Source organism: Amycolatopsis lurida (genome assembly GCF_900105055.1).
GTDB lineage: Bacteria > Actinomycetota > Actinomycetes > Mycobacteriales > Pseudonocardiaceae > Amycolatopsis > Amycolatopsis lurida.
Map to the genome: position 1 here is coordinate 3,922,364 of NZ_FNTA01000004.1, position 21,444 is coordinate 3,943,807.

General features: G+C 68.5%; 26 protein-coding genes. 10 read left to right on the top strand and 16 right to left on the bottom strand.

Features of this window, described 5'->3' with window-relative positions; all coding sequences use genetic code 11:
* Nucleotides 1–18: 18 nt before the first annotated feature.
* The 3 genes from BLW75_RS23605 (at nucleotide 19) to BLW75_RS42375 (ending at nucleotide 3,171) form a co-directional block, all read left to right on the top strand.
* Nucleotides 19–1,317 carry an alginate O-acetyltransferase AlgX-related protein gene (locus BLW75_RS23605; protein WP_241783475.1) on the top strand — a complete coding sequence of 433 codons (1,299 nt, stop codon included), beginning with the start codon at nucleotides 19–21 and terminating at the stop codon, nucleotides 1,315–1,317.
* A gap of 161 nt (nucleotides 1,318–1,478) precedes the next feature.
* Nucleotides 1,479–2,717, top strand: a complete 1,239-nt coding sequence (locus BLW75_RS23610; RefSeq protein ID WP_034309534.1) for a hypothetical protein — start codon at nucleotides 1,479–1,481, stop codon at nucleotides 2,715–2,717.
* A 184-nt stretch (nucleotides 2,718–2,901) separates the two neighbouring features.
* Nucleotides 2,902–3,171 (top strand): hypothetical protein, encoded by a 270-nt coding sequence (locus tag BLW75_RS42375; RefSeq protein WP_143055349.1) that lies wholly within the window; start codon nucleotides 2,902–2,904, stop codon nucleotides 3,169–3,171.
* A 2-nt stretch (nucleotides 3,172–3,173) separates the two neighbouring features.
* Here BLW75_RS42375 and BLW75_RS23615 read toward each other — a convergent pair whose 3' ends face one another.
* Together BLW75_RS23615 and BLW75_RS23620 are read right to left on the bottom strand one after the other, a co-directional pair.
* Nucleotides 3,174–3,842 (bottom strand): response regulator, encoded by a 669-nt coding sequence (locus BLW75_RS23615; protein ID WP_034309531.1) that lies wholly within the window; start codon nucleotides 3,840–3,842, stop codon nucleotides 3,174–3,176.
* Nucleotides 3,839–4,963, bottom strand: a complete 1,125-nt coding sequence (locus tag BLW75_RS23620; protein ID WP_091598195.1) for a sensor histidine kinase — start codon at nucleotides 4,961–4,963, stop codon at nucleotides 3,839–3,841. The genes BLW75_RS23615 and BLW75_RS23620 overlap by 4 nt, the downstream gene beginning before the upstream one ends.
* 148 nt (nucleotides 4,964–5,111) lie before the next feature.
* Between BLW75_RS23620 and BLW75_RS23625 the strand changes: the two genes are divergently transcribed.
* Together BLW75_RS23625 and BLW75_RS23630 are read left to right on the top strand one after the other, a co-directional pair.
* Entirely contained in the window at nucleotides 5,112–5,597 is a 486-nt protein-coding gene (locus BLW75_RS23625) for a helix-turn-helix domain-containing protein (RefSeq protein ID WP_034309529.1), read from the top strand.
* A 2-nt stretch (nucleotides 5,598–5,599) separates the two neighbouring features.
* Nucleotides 5,600–6,157 (top strand): VapC50 family PIN domain-containing toxin, encoded by a 558-nt coding sequence (locus BLW75_RS23630; RefSeq protein WP_034309526.1) that lies wholly within the window; start codon nucleotides 5,600–5,602, stop codon nucleotides 6,155–6,157.
* Here BLW75_RS23630 and BLW75_RS23635 read toward each other — a convergent pair.
* Together BLW75_RS23635 and BLW75_RS44285 are read right to left on the bottom strand one after the other, a co-directional pair.
* A complete protein-coding gene (locus BLW75_RS23635; RefSeq protein ID WP_241783473.1) occupies nucleotides 6,131–6,988 on the bottom strand; it encodes a hypothetical protein in 858 nt (285 codons plus the stop codon). The genes BLW75_RS23630 and BLW75_RS23635 overlap by 27 nt on opposite strands.
* Before the next feature lie 64 nt (nucleotides 6,989–7,052).
* Nucleotides 7,053–7,406 carry an MmyB family transcriptional regulator gene (locus BLW75_RS44285; protein WP_449500953.1) on the bottom strand — a complete coding sequence of 118 codons (354 nt, stop codon included), beginning with the start codon at nucleotides 7,404–7,406 and terminating at the stop codon, nucleotides 7,053–7,055.
* A 320-nt stretch (nucleotides 7,407–7,726) separates the two neighbouring features.
* Between BLW75_RS44285 and BLW75_RS23645 the strand changes: the two genes are divergently transcribed.
* The 5 genes from BLW75_RS23645 to BLW75_RS23675 all read left to right on the top strand — a co-directional run bounded on the left by BLW75_RS23645 (nucleotide 7,727) and on the right by BLW75_RS23675 (nucleotide 11,671).
* On the top strand, nucleotides 7,727–8,917 hold the full coding sequence (locus BLW75_RS23645) for an integral membrane protein (protein ID WP_034309521.1): 1,191 nt from the start codon (nucleotides 7,727–7,729) through the stop codon (nucleotides 8,915–8,917).
* A 134-nt stretch (nucleotides 8,918–9,051) separates the two neighbouring features.
* Nucleotides 9,052–10,278: a helix-turn-helix domain-containing protein gene (locus BLW75_RS23650; protein ID WP_034309887.1), complete on the top strand. Its 1,227-nt coding sequence runs from the start codon at nucleotides 9,052–9,054 to the stop codon at nucleotides 10,276–10,278.
* Between the two features lie 293 nt (nucleotides 10,279–10,571).
* The gene (locus BLW75_RS23660) at nucleotides 10,572–10,820 is read left to right on the top strand and encodes a hypothetical protein (RefSeq protein ID WP_034309515.1); all 249 of its coding nucleotides are present in this window, start codon (nucleotides 10,572–10,574) and stop codon (nucleotides 10,818–10,820) included.
* Between the two features lie 342 nt (nucleotides 10,821–11,162).
* Nucleotides 11,163–11,414, top strand: a complete 252-nt coding sequence (locus BLW75_RS23670) for a hypothetical protein (protein WP_034309510.1) — start codon at nucleotides 11,163–11,165, stop codon at nucleotides 11,412–11,414.
* The gene (locus BLW75_RS23675; protein ID WP_034309507.1) at nucleotides 11,411–11,671 is read left to right on the top strand and encodes a hypothetical protein; all 261 of its coding nucleotides are present in this window, start codon (nucleotides 11,411–11,413) and stop codon (nucleotides 11,669–11,671) included. The genes BLW75_RS23670 and BLW75_RS23675 overlap by 4 nt, the downstream gene beginning before the upstream one ends.
* A 640-nt stretch (nucleotides 11,672–12,311) precedes the next feature.
* Here BLW75_RS23675 and BLW75_RS23680 read toward each other — a convergent pair.
* The 12 genes from BLW75_RS23680 to BLW75_RS23735 form a co-directional block, all read right to left on the bottom strand.
* On the bottom strand, nucleotides 12,312–12,647 hold the full coding sequence (locus BLW75_RS23680; RefSeq protein ID WP_034309504.1) for a hypothetical protein: 336 nt from the start codon (nucleotides 12,645–12,647) through the stop codon (nucleotides 12,312–12,314).
* The gene (locus BLW75_RS23685; protein WP_091598198.1) at nucleotides 12,644–13,405 is read right to left on the bottom strand and encodes a hypothetical protein; all 762 of its coding nucleotides are present in this window, start codon (nucleotides 13,403–13,405) and stop codon (nucleotides 12,644–12,646) included. The genes BLW75_RS23680 and BLW75_RS23685 overlap by 4 nt, the downstream gene beginning before the upstream one ends.
* Before the next feature lie 7 nt (nucleotides 13,406–13,412).
* The gene (locus tag BLW75_RS23690; RefSeq protein WP_034309499.1) at nucleotides 13,413–13,724 is read right to left on the bottom strand and encodes a hypothetical protein; all 312 of its coding nucleotides are present in this window, start codon (nucleotides 13,722–13,724) and stop codon (nucleotides 13,413–13,415) included.
* A gap of 12 nt (nucleotides 13,725–13,736) precedes the next feature.
* Nucleotides 13,737–14,495 (bottom strand): hypothetical protein, encoded by a 759-nt coding sequence (locus BLW75_RS23695; protein ID WP_034309496.1) that lies wholly within the window; start codon nucleotides 14,493–14,495, stop codon nucleotides 13,737–13,739.
* A gap of 19 nt (nucleotides 14,496–14,514) precedes the next feature.
* Nucleotides 14,515–15,651 (bottom strand): hypothetical protein, encoded by a 1,137-nt coding sequence (locus tag BLW75_RS23700; RefSeq protein ID WP_034309493.1) that lies wholly within the window; start codon nucleotides 15,649–15,651, stop codon nucleotides 14,515–14,517.
* A complete protein-coding gene (locus tag BLW75_RS23705) occupies nucleotides 15,651–16,031 on the bottom strand; it encodes a hypothetical protein (protein WP_143055350.1) in 381 nt (126 codons plus the stop codon). Before BLW75_RS23705 ends, BLW75_RS23700 begins: the two co-directional genes overlap by 1 nt.
* Nucleotides 16,032–16,151: 120 nt before the next feature.
* Nucleotides 16,152–16,889, bottom strand: a complete 738-nt coding sequence (locus BLW75_RS23710; RefSeq protein WP_143055351.1) for a hypothetical protein — start codon at nucleotides 16,887–16,889, stop codon at nucleotides 16,152–16,154.
* 15 nt (nucleotides 16,890–16,904) lie between these two features.
* Nucleotides 16,905–17,792 carry a phage tail family protein gene (locus BLW75_RS23715; protein ID WP_034309489.1) on the bottom strand — a complete coding sequence of 296 codons (888 nt, stop codon included), beginning with the start codon at nucleotides 17,790–17,792 and terminating at the stop codon, nucleotides 16,905–16,907.
* Nucleotides 17,792–19,894: a phage tail protein gene (locus tag BLW75_RS23720; protein WP_241783470.1), complete on the bottom strand. Its 2,103-nt coding sequence runs from the start codon at nucleotides 19,892–19,894 to the stop codon at nucleotides 17,792–17,794. The genes BLW75_RS23715 and BLW75_RS23720 overlap by 1 nt, the downstream gene beginning before the upstream one ends.
* Before the next feature lie 182 nt (nucleotides 19,895–20,076).
* Nucleotides 20,077–20,529: a hypothetical protein gene (locus tag BLW75_RS23725; protein WP_034309484.1), complete on the bottom strand. Its 453-nt coding sequence runs from the start codon at nucleotides 20,527–20,529 to the stop codon at nucleotides 20,077–20,079.
* 5 nt (nucleotides 20,530–20,534) lie between these two features.
* The gene (locus BLW75_RS23730; protein WP_034309482.1) at nucleotides 20,535–21,026 is read right to left on the bottom strand and encodes a hypothetical protein; all 492 of its coding nucleotides are present in this window, start codon (nucleotides 21,024–21,026) and stop codon (nucleotides 20,535–20,537) included.
* Nucleotides 21,027–21,437, bottom strand: a complete 411-nt coding sequence (locus tag BLW75_RS23735; protein ID WP_034309480.1) for a hypothetical protein — start codon at nucleotides 21,435–21,437, stop codon at nucleotides 21,027–21,029.
* Nucleotides 21,438–21,444 lie beyond the last annotated feature (7 nt).

Below are 21,444 nucleotides of genomic sequence, written 5' to 3' on the forward strand. Positions count from 1 at the left end.
CCCGCTACGATCGCGGGTGTGTTCGTCACTCCCCCACCGACGTCGTCCGGGCCGACAGAGCTGCTCAAGACACCGGAATCGTGGTTGCCGAACGAGCACAGCCTTTACCGGCCACGGCACAGCAGCCGGCAGCGGACGGCGCTGACCTGCGCGCTCGCCTTCTTCTTCGTCCCTGTGTTCTTGCTCGTCGTCGGCGTCCGGACCGAGCCGTTCGAAAACCGCCCGCTGCGTGAATTCCCCGGTTTCGGGGACGGTTGGAGCTTCTTCACCGGGCTGTCCGGCTGGGCGACCGACCACCTCCCGTTACGCCAGGCCGGGGTGAACGCGGCGGACGGCATCAGTACCGGCGTCTTCGGCGACCCGCCCGGCGCCGCGGCCGGTGCGCAGGACAGCACGGCGGGGACCCCGAGCACGGGGCGCGTGCCGAAGGGACCGCAGGCCTACCCCCAGGTCATCGTCGGCAAGGACGGCTGGTTGTACTTCGGGGAGGACATGCACACCCGGTGCGAGCCGGTGATGGACCTCGACCGGGTGATCGCGTTGTTGAACCGGCTACGTCAAGCGGTCGAGGCGTCGGGACGCCGGTTCGAACTCGTCTTCGCGCCCGACAAGTCCACCATGAAGCCGGCGCAGCTGCCGGACCAGTACGCCGGTCATGACTGCGCGCCCCCGCGGACGGCCGAGTTCTGGGGCAAGGTGCCCGCCGCGACCAGGGCGATCGACCTGCGTGGCGCGCTCGCCGACACCGAGCGGCGCCTTGGCCGGTCGGTGTACGTCCCGAACGACACCCACTGGACGTTCGAAGCCGGGCTCACCATGACTTACGCGCTCGCGCAGGCGATCACGCCCGGGGTCACCGCGACCTGGGAGGCGAAGGAGAGCGGTATCCGGTCGTGGCCTGCCGACCTCGAGCGGCTGCTGGGGCGGCCGGTGGACCGCACCCTGCGGGCCTTCGCGCTGGCTCCGGACGGCGGTGCCGATCGGACGCGGTACCTCGCCAGCGACTTCAAGACCCCGCTGCGGCTGACCCAGCCCGACACTCCCCGCGGCACTCTCACGCCCAATATGGCGGTGGTCGCCGACTCGTTCAGCCAGTTCGCCAGCCCGTTCCTCGCCGCCACCTGCAGGGATCTGACGATCGTCCACACCGACACGGTGGCCGCGGGTGACGACGGGACGCTGAAGGGTCTGTTCGAGGACCGCGACGTCGTCGTGTTCGAGTTCGTGGAGCGCAATGTGGTCGGCGGGTCGTCGGGGCTCCTGCGCGATGAGGCCATCGACCGGCTCGCCAGGGTCCTCGCGCAAATACCGAGGTAAGCCGACGACGGGCGGGATCGGTCGCCCGAATATTACGACTGGGTGGTAGGCCGCGACGCCCGGCCGCCTCCCGTGCACAATGTGCCCGGTGCGGTCATGGAGGCCGCGACGACAAAGATCCTTCGTCGCTCGGGGACGACTGATCCATAAGGGGGTACGGGGTGACCTGGCAGGAAGAGCTGCGCAGGCTCGACGAGGAACTCGCGGCCGGGAAGCTCACGGCCGACGATTACCGCACTCGGCGTGACCAGGTGCTCTCGCAGGCCGTGTCCTTTGAGCACCCCCAGGCTCCCCAGGCACCTCAGGTGCCGGGAGCGAACCCCGCCGAGACGCAGATCATCCAGCCGGTCGCGCCGCCGGGGCAGCCCCCACAGCCCTCGGCCGACGCGACCCAGGTGGTGTCGCCGTCCGACACCGGCGCCGCCGAACGCACCCAGGTCGTCCCGCCATGGCAGCCCCAGCAACAGCCGCCGCAGCAGCACCCCGGTTCGCCCGCGGGCGGGTTCCAGCAGCCGTACCCGCAGCGCCCCGGTGAGCACTCGCCGAGCGGCGGGTTCGCCCAGCCCGCGCCGCCGCAGCCGCAGCAACAGCAACAGCATGGCGGCTGGAATACGCCGGAGGACCAGAGCCCGCCTTGGGGCGGTTCGGAGTTCCCGCCGCTGGCGCCGTCCGGCAACGACACGAGCTGGGTCAGCCAGGGACCGGAGTCGTTCCAGATCAAGCCGTCGTCCGGCGGCAAGCGCAAGATCGTCATCGCCGCGATCGCCGTCGTGGTGCTGGCCGGTGTCGGCGTCGGCGCGTGGGCACTTCTCTCGAGCACCGTCGGTGACAACCCCACCGCGCAGCAGACCTCGAGTCAGCAGCAGCCTCCGCCCGCGCCGAGCACGACGCCGCTCCCCGAACCACCGGTGGCCAAGCCCGAGCCGTCGGCCAACGACGCGGCGCTGACCAACCTCCCCGGCTCGCCTCGCGCCGGTGGCGGCACCTTCGACATCGCCAAGCTGAAGTCGGCCAAGTTCCTGCCGGAGCCGATGATCGCGCAGATCGAGCGCGCCAAAATGACCGAATGTCTGCTCAAGACCAACACCGACGGCGAGGTCACGCTCAGCCTGATCGCCCTCGACTTCCCGGACGCGCAAGGCACCTCGAAGGTCGCGCAGGAGTACGGGAACGCGCAGCTGGAGGGCGGTCTCACCGCCAAGCGCGACCTCGCGATGCGCGGGGTACCGGTCTTCGTCGGGAACTCACCCGACTCGACCGTCTATCGCGCCGTGTACGTCCTTTACACCCGGGTGATCGTCGTCGAGGCCTTCGGACCCGAGGCGCAGGCCGAGCAGGCGTTCCGGTCGTTGCTCAACTCGCAGGTCCAGAAGGCACCGCCGACCGAACGCAACAACTGACTGAGACGTCCGGGCAAAACCCGGTGCGCGCCTTCGTCAAGTGCTGGGCGGTGTCCCGGAAGTCGTATGACGACCTGAAAGCCGCCGTCAGCTGGAGGTGCGCACCGGGTCTTCGCGCGTCGCACGTGAGCGGCCACTTTCACCATGGCCTCTTCCAGCCCGGCGACGCTGGTTCCAGTACTTCATGTGGACGCAGCACCGGGATCTGCCGGAGGTGAAGATCCCGGTGCTGTGTCCACATCTGGCTGCGGAAGGTCTCGAGCGGTTAATCCATCCGAGTGAGACGGGCCGTGTCGGTGAACGTCCTCCACCTCTGATGCGCCTTAAGGGCAGAGCATCGGAGCGTTCGGATGCCGGACGAGGAGGAGCCGTCATGGCCTGGGAAATAGCCCTGGTCGCCGTGCTGGCCGTCGTGTTCGTCGTGCGGCTGGCGCTTCAGCTGAAGCGCGGCTGACCTCAGGAGCGGCGGGGACTGACCAGGCCTGATTCATAGGCGAGCACCACCAGCTGCGCCCGGTCCCGCGCCCCGATCTTGGTCATGATGCGGCTGACGTGCGTGCGCGCGGTCGCCGTCGAGATCACCAGATGCGCGGCGATCTCGTCGTTCGACATCCCGCCGGCGACCAGGCCGAGGACCTCGCGTTCGCGGTCGGTGATCTCGCGGACGGCGCTCACGTCGATCCGGCGGTTCTCCGGCCGGTCGACGAACTCCGCGATCAGCCGCCTGGTCACGGTCGGCGCCAGCAGGGCCTCGCCCGCGGCGACCACCTTCAGCGCCCGCAGCAGTTCCACCGGATCGGTGTCCTTCAGCAGGAACCCGCTCGCGCCGGCACGCAACGCCTCGTAAACGTACTCGTCGACGTCGAACGTGGTCAGGACCAGGACTTTCACCCCGGCCAGCTCGGGATTCGCGGTGATCCGCCGCGTCGCTTCGAGCCCGTCGACGCCGGGCATCCGGACGTCCATCACGACGATGTCCGGCCGGTGTTCGACGGCGGCCGCGACGGCCTGCTCGCCGTCACCCGCCTCGGCCAAGACCTCGAACCCGTCCTCGGTCTCCAGCAAGACCCGGAAACCGGCGCGGACCAGCACCTGGTCGTCGGCGAGAACCACCCGGATCGTCATTCTTCCCCCTTGATGGGCAGGTCCACCCGGACCTGGAAGCCGCCGTCCACCACGGACGTCGTGAGCGCGCCGCCCAGCGCGGCCGCCCGTTCGGACATTCCCCGCAGGCCGTGACCGGGCGCGGGATCGACGGCGCCACGGCCATCGTCGCGGACCAGCAGCGTCAGCGCACCGGTTTTCCGCTCGAAACTGACGTCGACACCCCGAGCCTGGTGCGCGTGGCGGACGACGTTCGTCAACGATTCCTGCAGGATCCGGTACGCGGCGCCGTCGACGGGCGCGGGCAGCTCCCCCGGCTCACCGTCGACGCGGACCTCCAACCCGGCGGCGCGAGCGTGCTCGAACAGCTCGTCGGCCTGCGCGAGACTCGGCGCGGGCGCCTTGTCCTCACCGGACCGCAGCACGGCCAAAGTGGCGCGAAGGTCCTTCAGCGCCGAAGCGCTCGCCTCCTTGATGTTCAGCAGCGCCTCTTTCGCCTGCTCGGGACGCCGGTCGGCGACGTGCGCGGCGACCCCGGCCTGGACGTTGATCATCGCGAGACTGTGCGCGACGACGTCGTGCACCTCGCGGGCGATGGTGAGCCGCTCCTGTTCGGCCATCCGGTGCCGATGCTCGTCGGCCTGCTCGCGACGGGCCCGCGCGGCCGCCATCCCGTTGCGCACAGCCGTGCCGATCCCGACGACCGCGATCACCCAGACCAGCCCGAGCCCGGCCCGCAGATCGAAACCCGCCAGCCCGTGCCGGGCGAACAACGCGATCCCCGCCGCCGCCAGGAGCGCTCCACCGGCGCCGCCGGCGACGATCGGGCCGCGGATCTTGGTGAGCAGGAACAGCGCGATGGTCGGCAGCACGATCGCCGGTCCACCCGGGTTGCCGGACGTGTAGTAGCCGAGCGTCAGCGCCGAGGTGAGCAGGAAGATCGTCATCGGGAAGCGGTGGACGATCAGCAGCGGTACCGCGATGGCGACCAGCCACAGCACCCCGGACGTGGTCAGCTGCGGTGAGTCCGGTTGCCAGCGTGAGGCGCCGCTCGTGGCACCGAGGACGAACCCCAGCGGCAGCACCACGCGCAGCACCCGGCCCACCCAGAGGCTCCACGGAAACCGTTCTTTCAGCAGCACAGGACGAAAGCTACCCGCGGCGGGGGCGCGTCGCGTCCGTTGAAAAGCGGCTTCCCGGTTACGCCGCCTGCGGTAGCCGCCACCCGGGGTGCGTCTTTCGTTTTTTTCGATTACCCTGGAGGTGCCCCGACCGGCCGAGGGAGGCGACATGGCATCGACGATCGAACAGCACACCGTGCTGCCGCCTTCCTCCACCGAGCCGGACGCCCGTCGGGAACTCCGGCGGCTCGACGAGTTCATGGTCGCGGCATCCCGGGCCCAGCAGGCGAAACTGGTGGGCCCGGACGGTAGCGAAGTGACCCTTCCCGAGCAGGTCTACGACGTTCTCAGGGACGTCGTCAAGGCCATGTCCCAGGGCTTCGCCATCAACATCGCGCCGTTGAACGCCGTCCTGACCACCCAGCAGGCGGCCGACCTGCTCAACGTCTCCCGGCCGACGCTGGTCAAACTGCTGGAATCCGGCGAGATCCCGTTCGAGAAACCGGCACGTCACCGGCGCGTCCTCCTCAGTGACCTGCTCGAATACCGGGCGCGCTCTCGTGCGGAACGGCAAGGATTACTCGATGAGCTGACAGCTTCGGCGAGCCGGGATGGCAGCGATGACATCGTCGACGGGTTCATCCAGACTCGCTAGCCGTGCCCTTTCCCGCCTTCCTCGATGCTTGCGTGCTCATTCCCATCCGATTGACGGATCTCTTGCTGCGCCTGGCCGAGGCCGGCACTTACCGCGTTCTGTGGTCGGGCGAAGTGCTCGATGAGGTCGAGCGGAATCTCGTCGGGCATTTCGGTCTTGAGCCGGCGCGGGTGAAGCGACGATTGACCGGCATGCGCTCGGCCTTCCCGGACTCCGAGGTCACCGGCTACAGGCCATTGATTCCCGCCATGACCGATCATCCGAAGGACAGACACGTGCTGGCCGCCGCGGTACATGCGAACGCGGCGGTGATCGTGACAGCGAATCTCAAGGACTTCCCGCCCTCAGCCCTCGAGCCCTACCGGATCGAGGCGATACACCCCGACGACTTCCTGCTCGACCAGCTCGATCTGTATCCGGCTGCCACTCTTCGCTGCTTACGCGAACAGGTCAGCGCCCTCGAACGGCCACCGGAAACGTTGAGTGAATTCCTCGAAAGATTCGAGAAAACGGTTCCCGGCTTCAGCAAGGAATCACGTCGCCTGCTCGACCGCCGGTAGCCGTCGCAGGACCGAGATCATCAGCAGCACCCCGCCGATCACCTGGACGGCCAGCACCGCCACATGTCCGGTGAATCCCATGGTGAACGCGGTGAACAACCCCCACGCCCCCGTGCCTGCCATCGCCCCGGCGCCGGTCCACACCAGCACCAGTCGCGGCCAGAACCGTCCTCGTGACACGTTCGCCAGCGCGATCGCGGCGAGCACACCGAGCACCGCGATCACGACGTCCTGACCGCGGGCCGCGATCCCGCCGGGTCCGAACGCCCAGATCGTGTGGCCGATCGCCGTGACGAGCGCGGCGGCGATGCCGAGCAGGCCCGCCACCCCGATCGTGCCCGGCTTCACGGTGCCGGTGACGACGAACCACCAACGATCGCGGGCGTAGAGCACGAACGCGGTCAGCAGCAGAATGCCCTGCCAGGCGAAGCCGCCGTAGACGACGGCCCAAACCCAGTTCTCCAGCGGCATTTCGGTCAGCTGCGCCCGGGACAGGTCGGCGATGATCACCGGGAGGTTCAGCACGATCGGCGCGAGCAGCCCGGTGCCGATCCAGATCGGGAACAGGACCAGCGGCGCGGGGATCCGGCGGCCCCAGGAGTAGGTGAAGGCCAGCGCGAGGAGCACCGCGACGACGTCCATCCCGCCGGTGACCAGGTTCGCGAACATCATCACGTCGGAGTCCACAAAGGACGGATCGCGCAGGCCGAGGCCGCCGCCGGTGACCCAGGACGCCTTGAGGGTCAGGTACGGGAGCGTGCCCAGGATCGCGGCGTAGCAGACGATCAGGCGGACGCTGGAGATCTTGGGCGGAGCCATCGCTACGGTCATGCTCCCCAGCGTCGGCGTCCGCGCCGCGGAAAGGCTCCCCCGCGAGCCTGGTCCGCCTCCCCCTTCAGAAGGAGCTGGGCAGTTTCGCCGCGGTTTCCTCGTCGGCCGGGGTCAGCGTCGCCAGGGAGATCTCGGAACGCCGTCCGAGGTACAGGTACGAGAATTCGAAGCGCAGCAGGCCGACGTCCGGGTGCAGGTACCGCTTGAGGACGATCCGCTCGCCGGAGACGTCGTGCTCCTTCCACATCCGCTCGAAGAGCTCGGACTCCTGCCGCAGCCGCTTGACCAGGTTCTTCCACGCCGGTTCGGCGATCAGGCGGGGGAGATCGACCTCCCAGTCCGGGAGCCTGCGGCGCCACTCGGGATTGGTCAGGCACTGGATCAGGGTGTTGCGGTCCTCGAACGGGATCGCGTCCAGGCATCAGCCAGGCGTAGGCGAGGATGTCGCATCGCGCGTTGCGCACGCAGACCGGGAACGGCTCCAGTTTGTCCATCATCCGGTGGACGTTCTGGCTGAGGAGCTTGCAGTCCTTCTCCAGTGGCGGCTCGGGCGCGCCGGCGAGGGTGAGCAGGTGGGTGTGCTCGTGCGGGTCGAGCCGCTGGGCGCGGGAGATCGCGTCCAGCACCTGCTCGGACGCGTTGATGTCGCGTCCTTATTCGAGCCACGTAGTTGTGGTGGACGCAGAACCGCGCTGACCAGCGCCGGGGCCCCGAATCTGGGGCAGATCTGGGGCAAACATGCTCGCGTTCGACCTCTACCGGCCGCGTGTTCGGCCGGCGTTGACCGTCGTCACCGACCCGCCGGTCGCCCGGTTCGCGCGGGCGCCGTACGTGCGCGCCGTCGCGGCCTATCTCGCCGTGCGCGTCCTCGGCGTGGCGATGCTCGCCGTGATGGCGGCGCCCCGCGACCTGCCGTTGCTCGAGCGGCTCGCCGCGTGGGATGGCTGGTGGTACCTGCAGATTGCCGAGCACAACTACACCGGCGTGCCCGAACCCCTCGACGCGGCGGGCGAGCTTTTCCCTGCTGCGCCAATGGGTTTCTTCCCGCTGTACCCCGGTGCCATGCGGGTACTCGGCGAGCTTGGCGTGCCGTTGCTGGCGGCCGGGCTGATCGTGTCGACGGTCGCCGGCGTCGTCGCGGCGTGCGGCCTGCAGCGCATCGGCGAACGGGTCGGCGGGCATCGCGTGGGCCTGGTCCTCGTCGTGTTGTGGGCGGGTGCGCCGATGTCGATCACGCAGTCGATGGTGTACACGGAAAGCCTGTTCGTCGCGCTCGCCGCGTGGGCGTTGGTCGGGGTGCTCGAGCGCCGGTTCGGCATGGCCGCGGTGTGCACGATGTTCGCCGGGCTGACCCGGTCGACCGCGGCTGTTCTAGTCGCCGTCGTCGTGGTCGCCGCTGCGATCGGTGCCGTGCGCGGTCGCGGCCGGGACCGGTGGCGGCTGCTGGGCTGGGCGGCGGTCGCGCCGCTTGGGTTGGCCGGCTACTGGGGATTCGTCGCGGCGCGGACGGGGAGCCTGACCGGGTGGCAGGACATCGAACTACGCGGGTGGGGTGTCCGGTGGGACTGGGGTCGCGAGGCGGCCGAGTACACGGTGCGGCTGCTCACCCGTGAGGGGTCGCGGTTCGAGACGCTCGTGTTGTTCGTGACGGTCGCCGCGGTGGTCCTCGGCGTGGTCATGATCGCGCAGCGGTTGCCGTGGCCACTGGTCGCGTACGGGGTCGGTGTCGCCGTCCTCGCGATCGGTACCGCTGGGTTCCCTCAAATGCGGGGGCGTTTCTTGCTGCCCGCATTCGTGCTGCTGCTGCCCATCGCCGTCGGCCTCGCGAAACGTCGCCCGTCGACCGCTGTCGCCGTCACCCTCGCATTCGTCCTGTTCGGCTGCTGGTACTCCGCGTACTCGCTCACCGCATGGAAGCACGGCATCTAACCGCAACCGTCCATCACACTCTGTAGCTGCGCCGTGCAGTATCGTGGTGCTGTACCTCTTCGCGGAGGGATAGCCCCCGGTTTGGCCACCGGGGGCACGCGAAGAGGTCGACTCCGCGAATGAGGGTGGTCGTGATGAACGACGTTCTGCCTGCCGACGCTCCGATCGGCGCACGCATCCGCTTCTACCGAAACCGGCGCGGCATGTCCCGCCCGGTACTTGGTGGCCGGGTCGGCAAGAGCGACGAATGGGTCAAGGCCGTCGAGAACGGCCGTCTGCAAACGCCTCGGCTACCGATGCTGCTCCGGATCGCGCAAGCGCTTGAGCTTGACGACCTCGCAACGCTCACCGGCGACGGGCACGCCGTGCCGGTCGCGCTGTACGCGGGTCCTCGGCACTCCGCCCTGTCCGCCGTGCAGGCTTCGCTCACCGAATACCGCGTGTCGCTGAAAATCGAGCCGGTATCTGTGCCGCACCTCGCCATCCGGCTGCGTCAAGCGTGGCTTGTACGCCACTCGTCGCCCGACCACCGAACGCAACTCGGCACACTGCTGCCTGGTCTCATCCGCGACGCGCAGGTCGCCGTGCGGGCGCTCCGCGGCGAGGAGCGACGCGAAGCGCGCCGGGTTCTCAGCGGCGTCTATCAGCTCGCCGATTTCTACGTCGCTTACCAACCGGCTCCCGAATTGGTCTGGATGGTCGCCGACCGCGCGCTGACCGAAGCGCAAGAGGCAGACGACCCGTACATGATCGCGGGCGGCGCGTGGGCGATGGTGCAGGCACTGCGCGAGGCCGGCCGCTGGGATGAGGCGGTAGACCTCGCGACCGATGCACGTGATTCGCTCGCCCGGCACCTCGACGGGGCGCCGGACGATTGGCGCGGGATGGTCGGCGCACTCGACGCAGAGGTCGCGTACGTGCACGCGCGCCGCGGTCGACACGGGTTGGCATGGGCACATTGGGAGAAAGCCGACCAGATCGCCCGGCGCCTCGGCGCCGACTACCGACACACACAATCCTCGTTCTCGCAAAGTGTCATGTCCGCGCACGCGGTCACCCTCGGCGTGGAGCTGCGCCGCACCGGCGAGGCAGTGCGCGCCGCGAACGGGTTCGACCCGGTGGCCATTCCGTCACTCGCGCGCCGCAGCCGCCACCTGATCGAGGTAGCCCGCGCGCACGCGCTCGAGGGCGACGGCGACGCGGTGCTGTCCCTGCTTGACCGGTCGCAGCGCGTCGCAAACGAGACGATCAGCTACAACGGATTTGCGCGTGACATGCTGCGCAATCTGCGAAAACACCCGCCCACCGGGCGCGAGACCGAAGTGCGCAATCTCTGTGATCGCGTCGGGTTGGCCGCTTAGCCCAACCGGGTGAAGGTACAAACTGTACCCCTCGACTAGTTGATCACTCCTAGCGTTCAAGGTGTGACTACACGAGGTTGGCGGATCGAGCGTCCGCAGCACATCAACGACGTGAACGACCGACCGACCGTGCTCACGGTCGGTGTCGTGCGGGATCACAGGGACCAGTACCGGGTTGCCCTCGCGGTCAGCAACGGGCCGACGCTGATCCTTGACCCAACGCAGCGGGACGTGCTGATAGCAAACCTCGATGCCGCTCGCGTAGCAGCGGAACGCCTCGAGCGGAACGACCGGTGAGCACCCCGACGCGCCCCACCATGTCCTCGGGGTGGCGGAACGTCCGGGAGTTGACCGGAGTGAGCCTCACGGGGCAGCCGGTCGACATCTTGACCGGGGTAGTGGAGACCCCGACGGGCCTGTCGCCCGCGCTGCTGGTCGGGGTGTGCGGGCTCGTTGTCGACGAGATGTTCGTCGCTGGAATGGTGACGGCGCTCGAGCAGGCGGCCGAGGACGCGCGCCGCGGGGATGAGCCGTTGTGGTGAGGCATTCCTTGATGGTGCGGCGCCGATTCGGCCGGCGGGGACACGGGCCACTGCATCGGCCGGTCGAGGTCTACAACGTCGCGGATGAGTACGAGTGGCGCTCATTCGCCGGTACGTCGCACCTGTACCCGCGGGCGCGGCTCGCCGACGAATGGGCAACGACGGTCATTGCGTGGTGCGAGCGACAGCGGGGGCCGTGGCCTGTCGGCCATGAACGGGGCGAGGTCGGCCGGGTGCGCCTCGACGCGCGGGCCCGGGCCGTGGTGGGTGCCTGCGAGCACTGCGAGCACCTGCAGCGGTTGGCGCACATGGACGTGCGGCGACGTACACGGGAGGCGCGCCGTGCACGAGCGTGATCGAAAGCTGCTCGCCGGGATGGCGCACATAAACGCGGAGCTGGGGAACGTCACCATCGCGCTTCTCTCGACGCAGCCGGATGACGCGGAGTACGCCGCGGCGCTGCGCCAGGTCGCTACGAACCTTATCCGGGTTGGCGTGTCGTTGCTGGACCGCGCAACCGAACTCGACGGTATGACGCTTGACCCCGGCTTCATCCTGCCCTACCCGGCGGCAACGCAAGGCGATCTGCCATGACCGCACCGTATGACGTGGGCAGCTATGAGCACTTCCTCGCCGAGGTCGGCGCTGGCCGCGTGTGGGTCATGGGGTTGGGCGCCGGCGCCGGGTCCGCCGAGATCCTCGTCGGCAAAGGCGGGACCAACGCGGTGGAATTCACCGACCGCGGCTACCTGTATCGCGCGCTCGAGGACGGCGACGTCCGGATACACGGCGTCCGCGTGACGCTCGCCCGACCGATGGCAGGCCGCGGCGGGATGCCGTCACCAGCCTGACCACCCCGAAGACTCCCGGCGTCGTCCACCCTCGAGCGGCGTCGGGCTCGCCCCGGTCAGTAAACCTCCCCTGGTAATCCGCTGACCGGGGTTCCAAACGCCCCGTCGTCTTTCGCGTGGAGGACGGGGAGCCGGGCCGGGCCGATGACACCCGGTCCCGGCAACTGCCCGCCGTTCTGGGGAATGTGCCCCCGCGCGCGGCGGGCGCCGGGGGCGGGGTAGTCGAATCCCCCGCCCCCGGCATCTCTTACCCGGAAACCCAGTGAGCGAAAGGGAGTTTGTCCTTGGCATACAACGAACTCTGGACTGAGGAACAGGTGCAACGACACGAAGAACGTGACGAGACACAGCGCGAGGCAAACGACGATGAAGGCTAACCCGGACGGCACATCACGAGACGGCAACTACACCGACGAAGACAAAGCGGCACACTACGCAAGCTACGGCGAAGAGTTGCCCGACCTGCCGTGCGAGTGCGGGGCCAAGAACTGCGATGGGAGTTGCCCGTGATCATTCATTGGTGGCGAGTCGGCTAAACCGCCGGCGGTCGACCCGGCGCGGGGCCGACGTCGCCGGACACGAAAGCGGCCGCCCCGCGCTGCCCGTCGGAACGGGTAGCGCGGGGCGGCCGCGTGGTGTGTCAGGTGCGCGGGGGCGGGTCGTCGAGGCTGTTCTGCAGCCGGTCGGGGTCGCCGCCCTGTGCGGCGACGTGGGCCTGCAGGTCGCCGAGCCACTCGGCGAGGTCGGTGGTGTTCCGCGGTGCCCGCCATGTTCCGATGGCGGCGAGGACCAGGGCGATACCGGCCGCGCCGGACGGGCTGACGTCGACCCCGGCGGCGTCGAGGACGGACGCGAACCCGACCCCGGTCGCGCCGCCCGCGACGGCGCCAAGCAGTTTCCAGAACCGGCGGGCGGTCGCGGCGAGCCGGGCGCCGAGGCCGGGTTCGTCGACCGGGCCGTGATGCTGCCCGGTCACGCGATCGCCTGAATGAACACGGAGACGGGCGAGGCGCACGAGTACTCGATGTGGACTTTCGACGTGCCGCGCGGGATGCGGATTTCCTCGCCTTCTTGTACCTCGGTACGCCACCGGCCGGGGTCGCCGCCGGTTCCCTTGCCGGGGACGGGCGTCCAGTTGTAGAGGTGACCGCCGTAGATCACCGTCTTGGCGGCGAAAATCAGACTCACTTGGGCGGCCGGAGGTACGGCAAGTACCTCGTAGGTGGTGTCCATGGATGCGGGCAGAGTGGCCACGTTGTCCTCCGTCATCAGGATTCGGCCGGTGGGCCGGGGTGGGTTGGGCGGGTTCGGGGCGCCGGCGGCGCCGAGGTTCCACAGCACGGTGGAGTCGGCGCGGGATCCGGCGACGACGGACACGTGCACGTGCGACGTGTGCGGGTTCGGCCCGCCGGTGTAGGGCTTCCACCCGATGCCGGGTGTCCAGATCCGGCGGTTCCAAATCAGATACTTGAGCCGCGGGTCGGCGTGCGTGGTGAGCCGGTCGGCGAGCCACTGCCCGTCGAGGTCGCCGGGATCGTGGGTGAAGTCCCGCGCGCACACCTGAAACCGTCCGTCGCCGCGACGGTAGTCGTTGGGGTTGTGGTCCGACAGCCGGGCCGAGTGGTCAGCGTCGCCGATCGAGCCGTCGGACACGCGCGAGCGGTCCGGCTCGAGCGCGTTGACCTGACCGAGCAGGATGTCGAGCGAGTGCGCTACGTACCAGGGTTTCCCCATGAGGTCCTCACTTTCCGATGAGGGTGAACACCCACGACAGGACAGCCACGAGCGCCATTGCCGCGAGGGAACCCCAGTACTTCCATGTGTCCTTTTTGGACGTCTGTATCTCAGTGATCGCCCGATCGTGTTCGTCGAGCCGACGTTTGATGACGGCTATCTCCGGGCCCTGCTCGAGCAGGTGCGCCCGGAGTTCGCGGGCGAGGTCGGCAATGTCGGTGCGCACACCGCCGAGTTCGCCGTGCAAGTCTGCGCGCAGGGCGGTTAGCTCCTCACGAACGTATTGCCAGCTAGCGGGATTTCCGGGTTCGGGGAGCATCGCGCGCCCTCCTTACTGTCGCATGTAGACGCTGGTGATCTGGCAGGCAGTCGACCCGGCGCCGCCGGTGTCAAGGCTGCATGTCAGCTGCACTGATACGTCGTTCTGGTCGAGCCACTGCGAGATGTCGTACGGTCCGCGCACCAAGTTCGATAGCCCCGTGTCGGTCCACTCGCCCACTGTGGTGCCGTTGAATTTCAGCCTGTACCGGGGAACATGGGCGCCGCCGATCGCGCGACCGGTCGTCGTTCGCAGCTCCACGAACTTGTGCAGGACAGACGCTCGGCCCTCCCACAGCGTCGTTTCCGACGCCAACCGAGAGTTGTCAATGAACATGTAGCCATAGGTGAAGCCGAGTTCCGGGTTAGGCGAAACGTCGCTTTCACACACAAACTTCGGATACATCGGAATGGGCAGCCACGGCCGTGCCATCCCGCCCGACCCGGCGGCGTTGTCCGAGAACAAGATCACGTCATTCTGGTCACGCATCGCGAAAAACGGTTCACCGGCGAAGTAGTCCGACTGCAGGACCAGGGAGCCGTTCTCCCGCCGGAGTGCGAAGACTTGCTTTCCCTCGCTGTTCGGTCCGATGTAGAGGATCCGGGTTCCCTGGTCGTCGACCATTTTGAGAAACGAGTCGTCGAGCAGGGTTATACCGCCTCGGCGGATGATCGCTGAGGTGAGGCCGGACAATTTCCGGAACGCCTCGAGCGCGCGTTCGAGCTTGCTCACACGGTCGACCAGGTTCGACGGTTGGTTGAGCTGCCCCACGTGGTGAGTCCTTTCGGTGTTAGGCGACGTCGTCGAGCAGCGGGCCGCAGGTGAGCCGCACGGTTTCGCGGTCCTCGCCGGGTTTGATGGTCATGCCGATGATTCGCAGGCTGGTGTCGATCCCGGTGGGCACGAAGTCGTCCTCGATGATCACGTGCGCGTCGTCGCCGAGTCCCCATTCGCCGACGATCGGTGACCGGTCGCCGCGGACCTCGAGTTCCGGCAGGACGACCGGGAGGCGGGAGGCGAACAGGTCTGCGTCTGCGTGCTGCTGCAGGGTGTCGGTGTTCGACACGGTGGTGTAGGCGGTCTCGGATTCGATGAGGGGGAAACCGCCGGCGTAGCGGCTGGTGTCCTCGGCGACGGCGATCAACGTTCCGTCGTCGGATCCCTCGCCGGTGGCGAACCCGCGGGAGGCGTAGCGGGTCGCGTCACTCGGCCACGTGTAGTCGACCAGGTTGGCGCCGAACTCGAACACCCACGGGCTGCCCTGTTGGCCGAGCCACGGTTCGCCCTGGCGGAACAGCCGGGTTGGCCGTCCGTTCTCGGGGCCGCCGGAGTCGAACATCATGTCGGCGCCGCCCTCGACCCCGGCGAGCTGCCGCAGCGCCTCCCCGACCCACGGCAGTTCATAGCCCGCGTATTGGCGGGTGCGGTTGATCAGCGATAGCGACGTGTCGGCGATGATGCCGAGATCGCCGCCGGTGTGCGCTTGCGCCGAGGTGATCAGCCCGCGGGCGATGGTGTTCTGATCGCCGCTGAACGTCAGCCTCATCTCGGCGATGTCGTAGGCGGGCGCTACCGGGAGCGTCAGCAGCGGCAGAACCTTGCGGTGATCGAAAAATGTCCACCAGTCACCACACCCGATCTCGACCGTGCGTGAGGTCGAGTTGTAACGGCGGGTCCAGATGATGCCGCCCCACATGACCTTGTCGTCGCGGTAGACGTAGAGGCACCGACGGCCGGGCATGGTCAGGTCGTAGGGATCCTTCACCTTGCGGAACGGGTTCGTTCGCGACTCGACCGAGAACGCTCCGCGGGCCGCCCCGGAATCGTTGAGACGCTTGGAATACTCCACATTGGACAACGGCAGTTCGGCGAGCGGGGCGTTGGTCAACAGGTCGTGCACCATGTAGGTGTAGATCGGCGCCGCCATCAGGGCCCCACGTCGTCGACGGTGAGCAACCACGAGTGGTTCGATGCGTCCGCCGGGATATTCACCGTGCCCGCCCCCGCGCGGCCAGTGAACGCAATGGTGTGGACACCGGTCGTGCTTGCGACGAATTCGCCCTCGATCGACACCGAGCTGTTGTCTCCTACGGATCCGCGGGACAGGTTCGGTGCTGCCTGCCCGCCCGGGATCAGGGTTCCGCCCGCACCGACCGTGGTCCCCACGACTTGCTCGAGCCGGAAAAATCCATTGGTGCCCACTGAGGTCGCATTGGCGACGCACGTCATGCGAGCCCGGTAGCGGCGGCCACTGACCAGCGAGGGCTGCAGCCACGCGCCCGCCGATTCGCTGGTACCGAAAGACATGGCCGATCCAGTTGCGCCGGACGCGGCCGAGGCAATCCGCCCCACCGGGCCGCGGTGGTAGGTCGTCCACGCGGAACCGGTCCACCTGTAGAGCATGGCGTCGGTGGTGAGGAACGCGAGTTATCCCGCGTAGGGGTCGGTGATGTCGGAGAGAGCACCGGTGGTCACGGTGCCTTGGCACTGCCATGTGCCCGACGTCGAGTTGTAGACCTCGGTCCAGCCCTTGTCGCGCCGGTAGATCGTGAGCCCCGGAACGGCCGGCAGTGCGGCACGTTCGGTCACCGATGCGACCGGGACGACACCTCCGAGCGCGACGATGCGAGGCGGCCGCAAGTCGTCGAGCATCGCGGCGGTGACCGTGGTTGCTCCGGCGGCGATCCGGATCCGCGCCAACGGCAGGTAGTCGGGGTAGAGCCCGCCGGCCGTCGGGTCGGGGTCGACCGGGCTGCCGCCCGGCGTTCCCTTGACCCGCAGCACCGTGAACGCGGTCGACCCGTCGGCGTAGTAGGTGTCGGTCTGCCGGGCGATGATCAGGTCACGCCTGGCGTTGGACGGGTCGGCCGGGTCGGTGCCGAGGACGTTGAGCATCTTGTCGGCGTCGAGCGTCGCGATGTACGGGCCCATGCCGCGGGTAGCCGGTACGGCTGCCTGAAACGCGGACACCCGGACGTTGACGTCGGGGGTCGGCGAGGTCGCGGCGACCAGCCCCGGCGAACCGGCGCCGTTGATGATCCCGATGCTTTTCGCGGTCGCGGTCGCGCCGGGCTGCAGGAGCGCGCCGATCGCCACGCGGGAATCCTCGGCGTCGAGGACGCGGGTAGCGCCGTTCATGGTCGCCCAGCTATCGCGTTCAGCCACGGGAAATCCTCCGTCTCATTGGTAGGCGTCGCGCCAGTAGGCGCGGAGTTCGGCGGCCGGGTCGTAGGCGGCGCCGGTGAACTGGATCCGGGTCGGCTCGCCGGGCTCGAGCGGTGTCCACTGCGCGACGAACAGTCGTTGCCGCACGCTCACGCCGTGGATCTCGACGGTGCGGGTACCGGGCGCGGTGTCGATCCGCAGTGTCTGCCCGGCGAGGACGGTCCACGCGGGATCGAACATCAGGACGCGGCCGCCGTAGATGATCTGTGGTCCGGGCGCCGGGCCGGTGATCTCGAACACGGGCCACGTGGGGACATGCCCGGCGTTGGTGGCGATCGCCTGCCCGCCGGTGGTGCCGAGGCCGAAGTCGAGCCCGCCCCCGCCGAAGTCCAGTCCGCCCCCGCCGAAGTCCAGTCCGCCCCCGGCAGGCACCGCTAGCCGGGTGCTGACCGTCTTCTCGGCCACGCTGTACAACCGCGGGTCGTTGGCCTCCCACGAGACCGCTCCGGCGACGTAGCCGACATTGGCATACATGAGGTCGGTCGGGATCGCCCGGCGCTTGACGCGCGCGTTCACGAGCACGCGCAGCCCGTCGAGCTGGATCACGAGCGGTTCGTTGTCCGGGTTCTCGCCCGGTGCGGTGATCCGGCGCAGCGTGTCCAGCGCGGCCGGCAGTCCGGGGTGGTCGCCGCGGTAGATCCATTCCCACACGACCTCGCGGTCGGTCGAGAGCAGCTGACCGAGGTAGCTCCCGTGGTAGCCGGGCAGCGCGGTGTTTCCGCCGCGCTGCCCTGGCAGGTCCCACACCCCGGCGATCCGGGTGGTGCCGAACACGGTGTCGCTGCCGAGCAGGGTGTCGCGCCACTCGACCTGTCCGTCGAGGGTCACCAGCTCGCCCGCCATCAGTAACCCCCGCTCTTGGAAAACCAGTCGAGATCTGCCGCGACCTCGCCGGGCGAGGCGTTCGCGGGCGGGTGGTAGTTCTCGATGTGGACCAGCGACCGGCCGCCGGATCCGCCGGCGGCCGCGGCCGCGCCGGGCGGCCCGCCACCGGCCGGGCCGTACCCGGCGCCGAGCGTTCCGCCGAGACCGCCCGCACTGGCGGCGATCGACGGGCCGATGCCGCGCACGAACCCCTGCACCAAACCGAAGTTTTCGACCAACGATTCGTGAAAGCCGCGCATGATCGCCTCCGCAGCGGGCTGCAGAAGTGTCCGGTCATACGACAACGGGCCCTTGTGTGCGGCGATCCAATCGGCGATGCCGCTCACGAAATCGGTGACACCGCCCCACGCGTTTTTGAGGCCACGTAGGAAACCGTCGATGATCGCGCGTCCGGCGCGGACCAGTAGCCCGCCGAGATCGCCGAGCGCGTCGAGGATCCGGCCGGGGATACCGGCCACAAAGGACACTGCTTCATCCCATCGGGTGCGGATCCAGCGTGTGACCTCGCCGAACCACCCCGCGATCTTGCCCGGCAGGCTGCCAAACCAGCCGATCGCCGCGGCGATCCCGTCGATGGCGCGGGCCGTCGCGTTCTTCACCCATTCCCAGGCACCGCCGAAGACGTCGACGATGAAGTTGATCACGGCGCCGAGCAGCTGGAAGGTGAACGTGTGGAACTGGATCAGGTGTGTCACCAGGAACGTGAACGCGGGCGCCAAGATGTTGACCAGGAAACCCGCGAGGTCGGCGACCAGCACGATGAGCGGCGTCAACGCGACCGCGAGTTCGACGATCGGCGGCAGAAGCCCCACCAGCGGCGGTAGCAGCTGGACGAACGCGCCGATGAGCGCGCCGAGCACGGGCGAGATCGCTTGCAGGATCTGAAGAATCGCGCCGCCGAGGGTGGACGCGAGCTGACCGAGGGTCGGCAGTAGCGGCACGATCGCGGCGGCGAGCTGCCGCAGCGTGTCGGCCGCGAACTGCGAGATCAGGGTCGCGATCTGCGAGACGATCGGGACCAGCTGCACCAGGATCGGCGCGAGCGCGGTAGCGAACTGCGCGGCGATCTCGGCGATGGCGGGGACCAGCGGCAGGACGGGCGACAGCAGCGACAGCAGCGCGGGCACCAGCGGGGTGACCGCCTGCAGAACCTGCGTGAGCGCCGGGATCAGCGATCCGGTGAGCAGCCCGCCGAGCTGCGAAAAGATCTCGGTCACGGCCGGTCCAGCCGCGGCGAACAGCCCGACCAGCGCGTCGGCGAGCGGCCCGAGGGCGGTCGCGACCTGCACGAAAATCGGGCCCATACTCTGGATCACCGGGATCAGCGCACCCGCTAGACCGTCCACAAGCGACGTGATCACGGGCAGCAGCGCGGCGAGGATCGGGCCTCCCGCTTGGGCGAGCGTGGCGAGAACCGTGCCGACCAGGCCGAGGATCTCGCCGAGCGCGGGCCCCAGTGCGGAGAACGCCTGACCGACCGCCGTAGCCGCCGGGGCGAGGTTGGCCGCGAACTGGCCCACACCAGCACCAAGCGAGGTGAGGAAGTTCGCCAATCCGTCGAACACCGGTCCGGCCGCGGTGATCGCGGTCAGCAGTCCCGGCATGGCCTGTGACGCGAAACCGGTGATTCCGTCAGTGAGGGTGGTCAGGTACGGGCCGACCGCCGAGAACGCCTGACCGATCGACGGCGCGAGTTCGTCGAACGTCGCTCGCAGCTGCCCAGCGATCTGCGCGAAGTACGGCACCAGCGGCGCCGCAAGGCTGGTCAGCTGTTCCTTGACGTGCGAGCCGAGCGAGCTGAACGCTTGCGCCACAACGGCGTTCTCTTTGAGCACCAGGGCGCCGAGACCGGCGAACGCGAGCGGTACCGCGGCGAGCGCGCCACCGGCCACCAGCGCACTCGCCGAGGCGACCGCCCCGAAAGTAACGAACGTCTTGGTGAGACCGAGGATGCTCTGCGCGTTGCTCTGCGCCATGCCCGCGGTGTATTCGCCCGCGGATCGCATCACCCCAGCCGTGACGAGTGCCTCGCGCCGGATTTCCCGGAACACGGACGACACGCCGTCACGGCCGAGGATGTCAAACAGTAGGGACGTATCGGAGGCCATGACACCCCCTCTTCACTATGAAGTTTTTTGTTGTGCCTCAATGATTTGATCGATGTACGCACATGCCGCGTGGAACTGCGAGACCGTCAGTAGCCCGAGTTCCCACGGGCGGATGTGCAGCACCTCGGCGAGTTTCAGGCAGTACTTGCGGGCTTTTTCTTCGATGGCGCTTTTCCCGCCGGGGCGGGCACCTCGTCGTCCTGGCCCTCGCCGTCGGCGCTGCTGCGCAGCTGCGCCTCGAGCGCGGCGACCGCGGCGCGCCGCTTGTCCTCCGGGACACCGGTCGCGGTCTGCGCGGCGGCGTGCAGCTTCTCCAGCAGCTCACGGCCGAGGATGACCTCGACCTCGCCCGCCCGGAAATCCACGTCGTCATAGCGCAGCTCCTTGTGCGCCTGCCGCAGCACATGCCACAGCGCTACCCGCTTCGCGCGGATGGATCCGGACATGAGCGCCTGCTGCAGTTCGTCGAGGGATCCCTCGAACTTGCGCTCGAGGTCCTCGGCCGCGGCGACCCGCAGGTCGTCCGGGTCGAAGTCGTACCGCTGTGCCTCGCCGCCATCGGGGCTGTAGGCGATGACAAAACGCATGGGGTTCACACCTTTCGGGAGAGGCGACGCGCGGTGGCTTCCATCGCGTCGACCACGCGGCGGCGGGCGTCCATCGCCGCGCCTTGCATGGCGTCGTCGAACCAGTCCGGTTTGCCGATCTGGTGGGATTCGGTGCCGTGGTTCCAGTTCGGATGCGACCAACCGGCCGCGGAGTTCGTGCGCCGGGGAGCATGGGTGAAGCCCCGGAGCTTGATGGTCTTGGTGACGGCGCGGGCGCCGGCTGCTTTGCCGGACATCTTCGCGACGACTTGGACTTTCGAGGCGATCGCCGACCGCAGCGATCGGCCGGGGTGTTTGGTCTGCGACGGCATCGACCGGATGGCGGCGCGGGCCTGCTGCCGGGCGGGTTGCAGCGCGGTGCGCAGGTTTCGCGCGAGATCCTTCCGTAGCTGCTTGCCGTCCTCTTCGGTGCGCAGGGCCCGCGCGATGTCGCGTAACCGCTTCTCCGGGCCCGACAGGTCGAGGTCGACCGGCATCTACGACACCGTGCGGGAGACCTGCCCGGACGTCGGCCACTCGACGTCGACCTCGGCGATGGATCCGACCTGACCGGCGATCGGCGCCCACTTTTTCATGAGCACGGTTCCGGTGTACTTCGGGTTGTTGGGCCCGACCGCGGCGTCGGACAGCCGCACCTCGAACGGCACGTTGTTGCCCAGCAGGGGCCACATGGTCGCGTCGAGTTCGCCGGCGGCGATGTCCTGTTTGAACGTCGCCGACAAGCTGCCTTCCTTGATTCCGCCGAGTACCTCTTTCCAGCCCAGCGACCGGAACGTCGTTGCGTCCTCGTCGGACACCTCGACACTGAGTTCGATTTTGCTCGAGTGTTCCGACACGTCGACCGCGTTGATGGACAGGTACGACGCGAGCAGCACCATGTGCGGCATGGGGTTT